Annotated in this window: 9 protein-coding genes; 4 read left to right on the plus strand and 5 right to left on the minus strand. The window is 59.4% G+C overall.

Going from position 1 to position 12,722, the window contains the following annotated elements:
• Positions 1 to 2: 2 nt before the first annotated feature.
• Entirely contained in the window at positions 3 to 842 is an 840-nt protein-coding gene (locus ACR9ZQ_RS39515; protein ID WP_481430644.1) for an ABC transporter permease, read from the minus strand.
• Positions 843 to 848: 6 nt separating this feature from the next.
• Complete coding sequence (locus ACR9ZQ_RS39520) at positions 849 to 2,336, minus strand: ABC transporter substrate-binding protein (RefSeq protein ID WP_310380377.1); 1,488 nt, start codon at positions 2,334 to 2,336, stop codon at positions 849 to 851.
• 154 nt (positions 2,337 to 2,490) lie between these two features.
• On the opposite strand from ACR9ZQ_RS39520, the gene ACR9ZQ_RS39525 reads away from it, so the two are divergent.
• Positions 2,491 to 3,183, plus strand: a complete 693-nt coding sequence (locus tag ACR9ZQ_RS39525; RefSeq protein ID WP_481430645.1) for an FCD domain-containing protein — start codon at positions 2,491 to 2,493, stop codon at positions 3,181 to 3,183.
• Positions 3,180 to 5,486: a molybdopterin guanine dinucleotide-containing S/N-oxide reductase gene (locus ACR9ZQ_RS39530; RefSeq protein ID WP_481430646.1), complete on the plus strand. Its 2,307-nt coding sequence runs from the start codon at positions 3,180 to 3,182 to the stop codon at positions 5,484 to 5,486. Before ACR9ZQ_RS39525 ends, ACR9ZQ_RS39530 begins: the two co-directional genes overlap by 4 nt.
• Before the next feature lie 969 nt (positions 5,487 to 6,455).
• On the opposite strand, the gene ACR9ZQ_RS39535 is transcribed toward ACR9ZQ_RS39530, so the two are convergent.
• Positions 6,456 to 7,496 (minus strand): SMP-30/gluconolactonase/LRE family protein, encoded by a 1,041-nt coding sequence (locus ACR9ZQ_RS39535; RefSeq protein ID WP_310380384.1) that lies wholly within the window; start codon positions 7,494 to 7,496, stop codon positions 6,456 to 6,458.
• Positions 7,497 to 7,832: 336 nt separating this feature from the next.
• Here ACR9ZQ_RS39535 and ACR9ZQ_RS39540 point away from each other — a divergent pair, with 336 nt between their 5' ends.
• A complete protein-coding gene (locus tag ACR9ZQ_RS39540) occupies positions 7,833 to 9,761 on the plus strand; it encodes a methyl-accepting chemotaxis protein (RefSeq protein WP_481430647.1) in 1,929 nt (642 codons plus the stop codon).
• A 57-nt stretch (positions 9,762 to 9,818) separates the two neighbouring features.
• Here ACR9ZQ_RS39540 and ACR9ZQ_RS39545 read toward each other — a convergent pair whose 3' ends face one another.
• Both ACR9ZQ_RS39545 and ACR9ZQ_RS39550 read right to left on the minus strand, forming a co-directional pair.
• Positions 9,819 to 9,947, minus strand: a complete 129-nt coding sequence (locus tag ACR9ZQ_RS39545) for a hypothetical protein (RefSeq protein ID WP_481430648.1) — start codon at positions 9,945 to 9,947, stop codon at positions 9,819 to 9,821.
• 572 nt (positions 9,948 to 10,519) lie between these two features.
• Positions 10,520 to 11,284 carry a GntR family transcriptional regulator gene (locus ACR9ZQ_RS39550; RefSeq protein ID WP_481430649.1) on the minus strand — a complete coding sequence of 255 codons (765 nt, stop codon included), beginning with the start codon at positions 11,282 to 11,284 and terminating at the stop codon, positions 10,520 to 10,522.
• A 163-nt stretch (positions 11,285 to 11,447) separates the two neighbouring features.
• On the opposite strand from ACR9ZQ_RS39550, the gene ACR9ZQ_RS39555 reads away from it, so the two are divergent.
• Positions 11,448 to 12,713: a M20 family metallopeptidase gene (locus ACR9ZQ_RS39555; RefSeq protein WP_439018747.1), complete on the plus strand. Its 1,266-nt coding sequence runs from the start codon at positions 11,448 to 11,450 to the stop codon at positions 12,711 to 12,713.
• The last annotated feature ends 9 nt before the right edge of the window (positions 12,714 to 12,722 follow it).

Consider the following 12,722-nt stretch of genomic DNA (forward strand, 5'->3'; position numbering starts at 1 on the left):
CGTCAGGCATTCCTACTGTCGGCACGCCGCACGAGCCAGTCACCGATGAGATTGCAGCCGATCACCAATGCCCCTATGACGAGGCCGGGATAGAGAATCAGCCAGTTGGCAAGCAGGATATAGGAGCGACCTTCGCCGATCAGATTGCCGAGCGTCGGTGTCGGCGGCTGCACGCCGAGACCGAGGAAGCCGACCGAGGCTTCCAGGATAATCAGGCGCGGCAGGTCCAGCGTCATCAGTACGGTCTGCGGCCCAATGATGTTCGGCAGGATGTGGCGGAAGATGATTGTCCTGTCCGGCAGTCCGATCGAGCGGGACGCATCGACATATTCCAGCTCGCGAATTTCCAGCGTCTTGGCGCGAGCGACACGGGCAAACACCGCCCAGCCGGTAATACCGAGCACCACGACCAGATTGGCCATGCTAGGTCCGATGACCGCGACGATCAACAGGATCAGTAGGATGAAGGGAATGGCGAGCTGAACATCGACGGCGCGCATGATGACGATGTCGAACCAGCCGCGATAATAACCGGCGATCATGCCGAGCGTCGTGCCGAGCACAACGGAGATGGCAGATGCCGCGGTCACGATCGACAGTGAGATCAACGTGCCGAGACCCAGCCGGGCGAGAAGATCCCGCCCTAGCTGGTCAGTTCCGAGCGGATGGAGTTCTCCGCCGACAACGGAGAGCGGCGGCTTGAATGTCGCGGTCAGGGTTCCGCGCACCGGATCGATCGGCCACAAAAGTGGCACGAAGAGGCAGAGCGCCAGAACCGTGACCAGAAGGAACGTCGCAAATATTGCATCCGCGTTGTCCCGGACATTCCAAAACCGCGCCATGCTGTCTTACTGCTTCCTGATGTCGAAGATCGGGATACGCGCGTCCGGACGCCCTTCAAAGGTAACCGATTTCGCCTTTCCGTAAAGCGCATCCTCCTGATACAGCGGGATGAGGGGCACGTCCTTGGCGGCCAGATCCTGGATCTGAGCGAGCACGGCTTCGCGTTTCGCCGGATCGACGATCGCCCGGCTTTCGTCGAGAAGCTTGTCCATCTCCGGGATCGAGGCCGTCGAGTAGGGCTCGCCGGTCTTCATGATGGCATAGACGGCAGCATCCGCATCGAGCGTCTGGGTCGAACCCCAGCCGAGCATGAAGATCGGGCCCTTGCGCGGCACCTGCTGCGCATAGACGGACCAGTCGAGCACTTCCTGGTCGATCTTCACGCCGATGTCGCCATATTGCTGAGCGATCGCCTGTGCCACTTCGCTGTCCTTGATGTAGATGTGCGAGGACTGCATCTTGATGCTGAAGCCGTTCGGATAGCCCGCTTCCGCAAGCAACGCCTTGGCCTTGGCAGGATCGTAGGCCGGAACTGGAACGTCTTTGTAACCGAAGTCGGCGGGGCCGACCTGGGTGCCACGTGGGGCCGCCATGCCTTGAAGAATATTATCGACGATCGATTTGCGGTCGATGGCTATGTTGAGCGCCTGGCGGACCTTCACATTATCGAGTGGCTTTTCCTTCATGGTAAGACCAAGATAGATGGTAAGACCGCCATTCTTCACCTGCACGAGATCGGCGTCGGGACTTTCCTTGATTAGCGGGAGCAAATCCACCGGGACTTTTTCGATAATATCGACTTCGCCGGTCAGAAGTGCCGTGACGCGAGCGGTGCCGTCCGGAATCGAGCGCCAGGTGACCTTGTCGATTGACGGTGCGCCGCGCCAGTAATCCTTGTTGGCTTCGAGAATGACATGCTGGTCCGGAATGAAGTCGACGAATTTATACGGACCGGTGCCGACCGGATGGGTGGCAAACTTGTCGTTGCCGACTTCCTTCACGTATTTCGGCGGAACGATATAGGCCGGGTAGCGGCTCATGCGGGTTGGAAGCAGCGGATCGGGGCCATTGGTCTTAATGCGGACGGTCGACGGATCAACGACGTCAACACTGGCGATGGTGCGGATGTAAGAGACCGTCGGCGACTTTGCCGCCGGATCGAGAACGCGGTCGAGGGTGAACTTGACGGCCTCGGCGTCGAATGCCTCGCCGTTGTGAAACTTGACGCCCTCGCGGAGCTTGAATTCCCATGTCGTGTCGTCGATCGCCGTCCATGAGGTCGCAAGTCCGGGTACGAGCTTCATGTCCTTGTCTCGCATGACCAGCGTGTCGAAAATATTATCGACGATGGTCGCGGCCTCGCGAAGGAAGCCAGGGTCCATGGCGGTAGTGGAAGCGCTACGGCCGACGACGAGATCGGCAGCCTCGGCGGTCGCTGTGGTGACTGGCAGCAGCATGGATGCCGCGAGAGCTAAAGCAACTAGTCTTTTCATTCGGCCTTCACCTTCTCCGGAGTTGACATTTCCCCCGTCCGGCAGGACGGCAGTTGATGACGTGACGATATATGATATATCCTGTATGAGCAAGATATGGGCAGTTCCGAATCTGTGATAAAAAACAGGCAAATTTTCCAATGACGAGGGTGATGTGAGTACGGCTTTGTTCAATGCAGCTCCAAGAAAGAGCCTAGTTACGCATGTCGAGGATGAAATCCGCGCGGCGCTTATCGAGGGCCGGCTGGAGCCCGGGACCAGGCTCGTCACGAAGGATCTGGCGCACTCGCTTGGCATTAGCATTACACCCGTTCGCGAAGCTCTGGTGCGCTTTGCCGCCTCGGGTGTCCTGGCCGCGGAACCGGCTCAATCTTTCCGGGTGCCGACGATGACGGTGGCGCAATATTCCGAGATCGCCGAGATCCGCAAATCTGTCGAAGGGCTTGCGGCCTATAATGCCGCAGGCAAAATTAACGGCTCGGAAATCGCCGAGATGCGAGGGTTGCTGAAGAAATACCTCGCCGCGAAGGCAGAAAAGAACCAGCATCTGGCGCTGACGCTGAATAAGGAATTCCGCTTCGTCCTTTACGCGGCGGCTCGCATGCCGACCCTCCTCGGCGTTATTGAAATGCTCTGGCTGAGGGCTGGACCGGGCTTCAACTACCTCTATCCGGAGGCTCAGTCCGGGTCCAGCGATCATCACAACTACGACGACCTGATGCAGGCGCTACAGCATAAGCGGGCCGATGCAGCCCGCGCGGCGATCGAGCATGCGATAGAGGACGGTGCGCGCATCGTCATCGAAGCCTTGCAGCAGCGCGAAGCGCAACGGGTGACCGTGAAGTGACGGGCCAAGGCAAGGCATCGAACAGCAAGATTCGCACTGCCGCCCATTGGGGTGTCTACGAGGTCGTGCCCCAGCCGGTGGGCAGCCCCTCAATAAGGGGCGCCGCAGAGGATTCCGATCCGTCGCCGATCGGCCTTCATATGGCGTCGGGCGATCTGAAGAAGGTGCGCATAGCAAGACCGTCTGTCCGCAGGAGTTGGCTGGAAAACGGACCCGGCTCGAATCCTCACTTACGAGGGCGTGAGCCCTTCGTCGAGGTAGAATGGGATGTGGCGCTTGATCTTCTCGCCCGCGAGTTCGAGCGGGTCTGCTCGACCTTCGGCAATGAGGCGATCTTCGGTGGCTCTTACGGATGGGCCAGCGCCGGACGGTTTCACCACGCGCAAAGCCAGGTTCACCGGTTTCTCAATCTGATCGGCGGCTATGTGAGCCATGTTGACAATTACAGTCTCGCGGCCGGTCGGGTGATCCTGCCGCATGCGGTTGCCTCGACCGAAATCCTGCTCGACCAGCATACGTCCTTCGACGTGATGACGAAGCATACGACACTGTTCGTCACCTTCGGCGGCGTGCCTACGAAGAATGCCCAGATGTCGCCGGGAGGCGCTGGCCGCCACCGGGTGACGGCAGGCATGCGGGCCATGGAAAAGGCCGGAACCCGCTTCGTCAATATCAGCCCGGTCTCCGACAATATGCCGGTCGATAGCGAGTGGCTGGCGGTCCGCCCCAATACCGACGTGTCGCTGATGCTGGCGCTCGCCTTTGTGCTGGAGACCGAGAACCTCGCAGACCGCGTCTTCCTCAACAGCCACTGTACCGGCTATGGCCGGTTCAGGCCCTATCTGCTCGGGCACACGGATGGCATTGCCAAGACGCCGGAATGGGCATCCGCAATCTGCGGCATCGATGCCGACCGGATAGCCTCGCTTGCCAGGGAAATGGCTGCAAGCCGGACGATGATCAATGTCTCCTGGTCGCTGCAGCGCGCCGTGCATGGGGAACAGCCTTTCTGGATGACGGTGACGCTGGCAGCGATGCTCGGTCAGATCGGTCTTCCGGGAGGCGGTTTCGGTGTTGGCTATGGCGCACTGAATTCCGTAGGGCACGATAATGCCCGGTTCAAGTTCGGCACTTTCCCGCAGAGCCAGAACCCGGTCTCGACCTTCATTCCGGTTGCGCGCGTCGCCGACATGCTGCTCAATCCGGGCGGCAGCTTCACCTACAATGGAAAAAACTACAGCTATCCGGATATCCGTCTCGTCTATTGGGCGGGTGGCAATCCGTTCCATCATCATCAGGATCTTAACCGCCTCCTGAAAGCCTGGGAAAAGCCGGAGACGATCGTCGTCAACGAGCCCTATTGGACGTCGACGGCAAAGCTCGCCGATATCGTCCTTCCAGTTACGACCTCGCTGGAACGCAATGACATCGCCGCTGCCGGCGGCGAGGATCTGGTCGTCGCAATGAAGAAGGTCGAAGAACCTTTTGGCCAATCGCGCAACGATTTCGACATTTTCGACGCGCTGGCCAAACGGCTCGAGATCAATTTCTCCGAAGGCCTCGACGAGGATGGGTGGCTGCGGCGCATCTATGCCGTGAGCCGAGACAATGCAGCCGCCAGAGGCATAGCCATGCCGGATTTCGAGACATTCTGGGAGGCAGGCCTGTTCGATCTCGGCCCCGAGGCAGGCCCGGTCGTCATGTTAGAAGCGTTTCGCCACGCGCCTGGTGCGAACCCAGTTCCTACGCCGTCTGGTCTGATCGAGATCTTTTCCGAGACGGTCGATAGCTTCGCACTCGCCGATTGCCCCGGCCACCCGATCTGGTTCGAACCGCCGGAATGGCTGGGTGCCGCATCGCGCGGCGAACAGGAACTGCATTTGATCTCGGACCAGCCGGTGCGCCGACTGCACAGCCAGCTTGATGCCAGCCCGCACAGCAAGGCAGGCAAGGTGGCAGGGCGCGAGCCGATCCATATCAGTCCGGCCGATGCGGCTGATCGTGGCATCGCTGATGGTGATCTGGTCGAAGTCTTCAACACCCGCGGCCGGCTGATCTCCGCGGCCGTCGTTTCAGACGCGATCATGCCGGGTGTGTTAAGGCTTTCCACCGGCGCCTGGTTCGATATGGACCGTGATAGCAATATTGAGCGGCATGGCAATCCGAATACCGTAACGCTCGACATTCCGGCGTCTTCACTGTCACAGGGCTGCAGCGCCCAAACATGTCTGGTCGCTATCCGTAGACTCGATTCCGACCCACCGCCGGTCGAGGCTTTCAACACTCCGGATTTTACATCATGATTTTTGGACCCGATGTCGCAGGTTTGGACTGAGAGTATCTATTTATTCGATTCATATTCACGCCGGCCCACCATATTCTCCTTTATTCCTCCACCCATTATCAACCCGCGATGACCGCGACACTGAGGCCAGCCGCTTTGCAGCGAGCAATCTTGCCGCGTTCGTAAAATCCAATCTGGAGATCGGTGCGTCTAATTGCGTCTTCCTTGCAATGCGCCAGCTTTCGGACCCGCGCGCGGTCAGCACCTTGTGCGACTGTTCGAAAGTTCTATTTGCTATGGTCTTTACTAAGGGCAGCGGCTGCGGGCCTGTTCGATGCGCCGTCGCTTTGGACGGGGGCATGCCGTCGGACCTGTGGTTGTCGGTCGTGACGGGATGCGATCAAGGAAATGACGGTTGCAACCAACATATCTCGGCAATCATGGGTTTGCCAAAAGTTGATCTCGTTGGGTAATGGTTCGTTCATGCAGAAACACCGTCTATTTCGTCGACGGAACTCCATCTCTGCGTTCGCAGCCAGCAACAGCTTCCTTTCTACGCACAGAAGCTGCGCGACATCTGCGTGGATATGCCGAGGCGGCACGGCACCCATGGGGCGGTGTATACCTGTTCATCGACTATTTGACGGGGCAGTGTCGAGGAGGTGATTGGGGCACATCCGCGAGCCGGTAGGCTACGAAATCGATCTCTGCAACATGCTCGCCAAATACATCGGCGTGAAGGCGCAGCTCACGCCTATTTCTCCTCACACCCGCGGCCGCACCCTCCGCTTAGGGAGCGGGCTGTCGCTTTGCTCGCGAGCGAGCCGAAGTGCGCACGGCCGAACTCACGGCAGGAGAGCGGCCTCAGGCTGCCACTACAAGTATCTTTCCATTAGCCTATATTTGCTGCGCAAGAGACGGTTTGGCCTTTGATAATGAAAGCGGCTAGGTGCTGGTGGCCCGACCGCTTCGCTTTTGGTTCGCGCGTTCAGACGGCGCCGCGAGTTTCCACATAGATCGCGTAGACCGAGTGGCTGCTCGCCATATAGAGGCGGTTCTTCTTCGGGCCGCCGAAGACGAGGTTCGGGCAACGCTCCGGCAGGCGGATGAAGCCGATCGCCTTGCCGATCGAGTTGAAGACCTTGACGCCGTTCAGATCCTCGGGCCTGGCGCCCGCAGCGCCGCTCGATCCCCAGCCGCACCAGAGGTTGCCGTCGATGTCGACCTTGAAGCCGTCGAGACCGCCATTGTCGTCGGCCGTCACCAACGCCGTCTTGTTCGAAAGCTTCACGCCGTCTGCGCCCATGTCGTAGCTCCAGATGATACGGTAGGGCGATGCGCGGCCTTCGACGATGTAGAGCTTCTTTTCATCGGGCGAAAACGCAATGCCGTTCGGGCCTTTCAGCTCGTCGGTGACAAGATCGAGCTTGCCGTCCGGCGAGATGCGATAGACCGAGTGCGGCAGCTCCGGTATTGCTTTCTCGCCTTCCCACTCGCCGGCGATGCCGAAAGGTGGATCGGTGAACCAGATGGAGCCGTCCGACTTGCAGACGATGTCGTTCGGAGAGTTGAGCTTCTTGCCGTTGTAATTATCGGCAAGCACCGTGATCGAACCGTCATATTCGGTGCGGGTGACCCGGCGTGTCAGATGTTCGCAGGAAAGCAGGCGGCCCTGGCGGTCGCGGGCGTGGCCGTTGGCATAGTTGGAGTTGGCGTTGTAGACGCTCCAGCTCTCATTGGCTTCGTCATAGCGCATGACGCGGTTGTTTGGAATGTCGCTGACGAGCAGATAGCGTCCGTCGCCGAACCAGACTGGACCTTCCAGCCAGCGAGCGCCGGTTGCGACCTGCTCGAGCGAGCTGCTGGCGACACGATACTTCGCAAAGCTCGGATCGAGAATCTGGATGGCCGGATCGGGATAGATGGGGCTTGGCGTAAAGCCGATCGCTTGCGCAGATGCCATTTTCGGGACGACGGTTGCCAAGGCGGCCGCCGAAAGCTTCATGATGTTGCGGCGTGAAAAATTCACATTGAAGTCCTTCGATTGTGATTTTTGATTTCATATCAATTTGCCCGACTTGGCGGGGAACCGAAACCACGGTTCGCTTTCCAATTAAAGGCAGCCCGTTGTGCGCCGCAACAAACCAGGATTACCTTCTGTCACCTTGGTTAAGCACCCGTGAAATGCAGATTGGAGATCGGCGTGCGCTTTTGTGCGCTGCGACAAGGGTAAGATTTTATTATGAAAAAGCACCTATGATCCACGAACAATCAAGTTTGATCGCTACCGCATTATGTCCACTGCGGCTCCTGCATTTTGCTTTTCAATACACCTTCATTCATTGAGCGTTTTTTGAGGTATCTGATGTTTAAGAATTTAAAGATCAAAACAAAATTCCTGATGGCGATTGCCGTCCTTGCCGTCATTTCGCTGGCAGGCCTGATGTATGTCACCAGCAAGTTCAGCGCTGCCAATGAGGCCTATTCCGGGTTCCTGCAGAAGGAAAGCAATGCGGCGACCTTCGGACCCCGCGGTGCGGCCGGCATGTGGACCGCGACGACATGGCTGAGCCGCGCGCTGGCACAGGACCCGGCAACGCCGGCTTTCCAGGATCTATCAGGCCGGTTTTCGAAAGAATTTGCCGGCGCCCGTGACCGGTTGACACAGATCCCGGCGCTAGTGCCAAGCCGCAAGACTGCGATCGACGAACTGCTTGCCGGAGCGGACGCACTGAAGGCAATCGGCGACGATCTTCTCAAGGCCCATACCGCAGGCGATCAAGAAAAGGTTCGCACGCTCTCCGCCAAGCTCGACCAGGCGATCGTCGATCTCTCGCCGAAATTCGGCGCCAATAACGGCGCCATGGCCGAAATCCTCAACAACGGCGCCAAGACGTTGAGCCAATCGGTCTCCAGCACGATTACCTATGCGATCTGCGGGATGCTTCTGGGGATTGCGATCGCCGCAGTCCTGTCCATGACTATCGCCCATAAGGGCATCACCGTACCGATGGCCCGCTTGCGTGAACGCATGGCTTCGCTGGCTGCCAGTCAGACGGAAGCTGCCATCGACGGCCTCGACCGCAAGGACGAAATCGGCCAGATGGCAGAAGCCGTGGCGGTGTTCCGCGACAATGCGATCGAGCGCCTTCGCCTGGAGCAGGAAGCGGAAGACAATCGCGGTCTATCCGAACGCGACCGCATGGATCGCGAAGCCCAGAAGACGCGGGAAGCCGCCGAGATCAAGTTCGCCGTCGACAACCTGGCGGAGGGACTGAGCCATCTCTCCGACGGCAATGTGTCCTACCGCATCGAAAAGCCCTTCACCGCGACGCTTGACGGTGTCCGCTATGATTTCAATACCTCGGCCAGCAAGCTGCAGACGGCTCTGGAGCAGGTGGCAGAGAATGCCCGCAGCATCGAAGCCGGCTCGTCCGAAATCAAGGCGGCTGCCGACGATCTGGCCAAGCGCACCGAGCAGCAGGCAGCTTCGGTGGAGGAAACCGCCGCCGCTCTGGAAGAAATCACCACCACCGTCAAGGACGCCACCAAGCGCGCTCAGGAAGCCGGCGCCCTTGTTGCCCGCACCCGCAGCGGTGCTGAAACCTCCGGGGAGGTCGTCCAGCGCGCCGTCAAGGCGATGGAACAGATCGAAAAGTCTTCTGGCGAGATCAGCAACATTATCGGTGTCATCGACGACATCGCCTTCCAGACGAATCTTCTCGCGCTGAACGCCGGCGTGGAAGCGGCTCGTGCAGGTGAAGCCGGCAAGGGCTTTGCCGTCGTCGCCCAGGAAGTGCGCGAGCTCGCACAGCGCTCTGCCAAGGCCGCCAAGGAGATCAAGGCGCTGATCACGACATCGAACGAGCAGGTCAATGCCGGGGTGCACCTGGTCGGCCAGACCGGCCAGGCGCTGGCGACGATCGTTGCGGAAGTGCAGGAAATCAACCGGCACGTCAACGCGATTGTGGAATCGGCGCAGGAACAGTCTTCTGGCCTTCAACAGATCAACACCGCCGTCAACCAGATGGATCAGGACACGCAGAAGAACGCTGCCATGGTCGAGGAATCGACCGCCGCCAGCCACGGTCTCGCCCGTGATGCCGCGTCGCTAAACGAGCTTCTGGCCCAGTTCAAGCTGTCTGGTCCGCGTCAGACTTCTGTCGTGCGACCCGTCAAGGGCCGGGACGTACCGGTGGCCTCGCCGGCTCATGCCCTTGGCCGCAAGGTCGCACGCGCCTTCACCGGTAATGCCGCGGTAGCCGTGGCCGGCGACGAATGGCAGGAGTTCTAAAAAAGACGTCGGAAAAATTCGCCATTTGCATCAAGGGCGAGGGATACGAGGCCACGATCAGCGCACCATTCGTGACCAGACACCGGCATCGAAAAGGCTATGAAGGCGGGCATTCCAGTCGATCTTTACACGGGTCTTATCGAGGCCGACACCGTCACCACGGAAATTCATGGTGGAGCCGGACACTTCGGCAATGTCATGGGCGACTTCCTCGTCAAGGAACTCAACGGCAGGGCAACATCTGGTCCTTCGTTGATCTGGCTGGACATTCGGAAGACACCCACGGCTGCAATGGTCCGATCTACGGCTCGGCCTACTGAGGATTACACCTCGCCTTCGACGAGCCGATTGGATATGTCGACCCGGCGGTCGTGGAGAAGACGACGCATTCCACAATCCGGGGCATCCGCATGGTCCGAAGGTTCCGGGCCGCTGATGGCCAGAGCAGGTAGATGCTGCCATCGGCAAGCATTGATAGCAGCTCCTGATGATCCGGCTCGGCGAGCTTGTGAAGAGTGGAAAGCCGGCGATATCGGACGCCCGTCCAGCAAATAAGCGAAAACAACGACGCCTTGGTCGTACCCTTTGAACGGCTCAGCCATCATCTCGGAAACCTGGGGGTGCAACAGTCGCTTTAAATCGGCGCTCGCACCACAAAGGAACAGCTGAATTTTGCTAGGTTTCAGGATCAAACTTGCGCGCAAGCCTCCGGCTTGTTCCCCTCAAGGCGGCCACACGGGTCGCCAATTAGCAAATGCTCACTGTACCTCATTGACATATCTGTGGTGCGCGGTCGTCGCGCGATGAGCGGATATGAGAATGGGGACCGCGAGTTGGTCATAGGCGACCTCGTCGATCGTTAGCACGGCAGCCGGCAGGGCAAGGTCTAACCACCGGGCATCGAAATCGGTCGCGAGATCGGCACCGATCTGTTCGCGTATGGCCGAGATGCGGATTCCGTACTTTTCCAGTAGATGCAGGTAGAAAAGCGCAGGGATTTCTTCTGCCCTCTCCGGGAAGTCCGGAACCCGTTCGCAGGAAAGTGTCAGCGTCTCGTGCATGATCGGTCGATCGTCGACGTAGCGCACCCGGTGGAAGGTGACGATCGGCGATCCTTCCTCGATCTGAAGTTTCCCCGCGTCGGCGGTGGAAGCAAAGCTCCTGTCGAGCGAGGTCACCTTGGTCACCGACTTGCTAAGCGAACCATCCAGCCCGTGCAGTCGAAAATACTGAAAAAACAATCGCAGGCTGTGCTGCGGTTTGCGGCCGGTCACGACGGTGCCGGTCTTGCGACGGCGGCTGAGAAGGCCGTCATTGGTGAGGTCCATCAGCGCTCGGCGAATGGTCCCAACGGCCACGCCGTAAGTTTGCGACAATGCCACTTCGCTGGGCAGAACAGAGCCCGGTTCCAGTTTGCCGATCATGATCGCTTCGGTGATCTGTCGCTTGACCACTTCGTAAAGCGGCAAGGACAATTCTGTCAGCTTGCTCGCTCCTGATGAATTATTGGGCAGTTCCGGCAATTATTTGCCTCTTCTTTGGAGTTGACTCATGGTCTCGATCTACCCACTATTACTATATAGTTTATATTAAAGCGCAAGCTGAGGAGGCTGGCGTACGGGTACCGAGGACACTGCCATGAACACCCAGCAGCCAGCATCTTCGCAACAAGGCTTTGAGTCTGCCATGGCAGCGATTGAGCTGGATGTCGAGGCTGCTGTCGATGATCTGGCGCGGATGATCAAAGTTGACACCTCATTCCCGCCGGGGCTGGGCTATAACGCTTTCGCCGATCTGATGGCCGAGCTTCTGGCGCCGCTGGGGTTTGAGTTCGAGCGGGTCGTCGTGCCGCGTGATCTCTGGTACGTAGCCGGTGGTCTGGCTTCTGGCGAGCGGACCAACCTCGTTGCCACCCGCGAAACGGGAAAGCCTGTCTGCGGCCTTTATTATCACGTCGACACGGTGCCGGTTGCGCCCGGCTGGACTCGTGATCCCCTGAGGCTGACGGTCGAGGGCGATGATCTGTTCGGGCTCGGTGCTGCCGACATGAAGGGCACGATCGCCGCAACCTTGCTGGCGCTGCGGGCCGCCAAGGTATGCGGCGTGCCGCTCGCCTATGATCCGATGCTGCTTTTGTGCACCGACGAGGAGGGCGGGCTCTATCCCGGTATCCGCTACCTCGCGGAGCAGGGCATGCTGAAGGACCATATCATCAATTTCAACGGATCGGCGGCACCGCGTGTCTGGGCCGGCTGTTTCGGCATATTCAATCTGCAGGTGACGATAACAGGGCATGCCGTGCATGCAGGCGAGGGCAATCGCACAGGCGCCGGCATCAATGCCATCGAGGGCGCCCTTCCGGTCCTCCACGCCCTGGTGAAGCTGAAACCGGAGGTGGCAAGCCGGACATCCAGGCTAACGCCGCCGCCGCATGCATCCGGGCCGCTTCGACCACAACTGACCATTTCGGCCATCAACGGCGGCACCGCCGGCGGACAGGTGCCGGCCGAGATCAAGATCCTCGTCAGCCGCCGTTATGCGCCGGAAGAAAACTACGATGAGGCACGCGCCGAAATCGAGACTCTGGTCCGAGGTTGCATCGCCGACACAGGGCTTGGCCTTTCTGTGGATCTTGTCGGGCATCTGGTCCCAACTGACGATCCCGATGGTCCGCACTGGCCACGATGGCAAAAGGCGCTGTCGCTGGGCTTCGGCTACAAGCCGGAAGACTTTCAAAAATGGGGCGCCGCAAGCTGTTCGGATTTCGGTTACGTGCAGAGGGCCGGTTTCGGGCCGGAAGTGCTGCTCGGCGGCCTCGGCCGGCCGGAAAGCTGCATCCACAGCCCCGAAGAACACACGACACGGCAGGACATCATCGCCCTCGCGAAGAGCATTCTCGCCTATCTCGCGGCCGACTTCGCCGCGGACTGCATTCCTGAAAACAGCAACTGATACGTCAAG

This window comes from Rhizobium sp. KNZ14-9A, assembly GCF_056755015.1.

Bases quoted from the DNA above. Each gene is read 5' to 3' on its own strand.
- ACR9ZQ_RS39515 (WP_481430644.1), bottom strand. From the start codon at position 842: ATGGCGCGGTTTTGGAATGTCCGGGACAACGCGGATGCAATATTTGCG.
- ACR9ZQ_RS39520 (WP_310380377.1), bottom strand. From the start codon at position 2,336: ATGAAAAGACTAGTTGCTTTAGCTCTCGCGGCATCCATGCTGCTGCCA.
- ACR9ZQ_RS39540 (WP_481430647.1), top strand. From the start codon at position 7,833: ATGTTTAAGAATTTAAAGATCAAAACAAAATTCCTGATGGCGATTGCC.
- ACR9ZQ_RS39555 (WP_439018747.1), top strand. From the start codon at position 11,448: ATGGCAGCGATTGAGCTGGATGTCGAGGCTGCTGTCGATGATCTGGCG.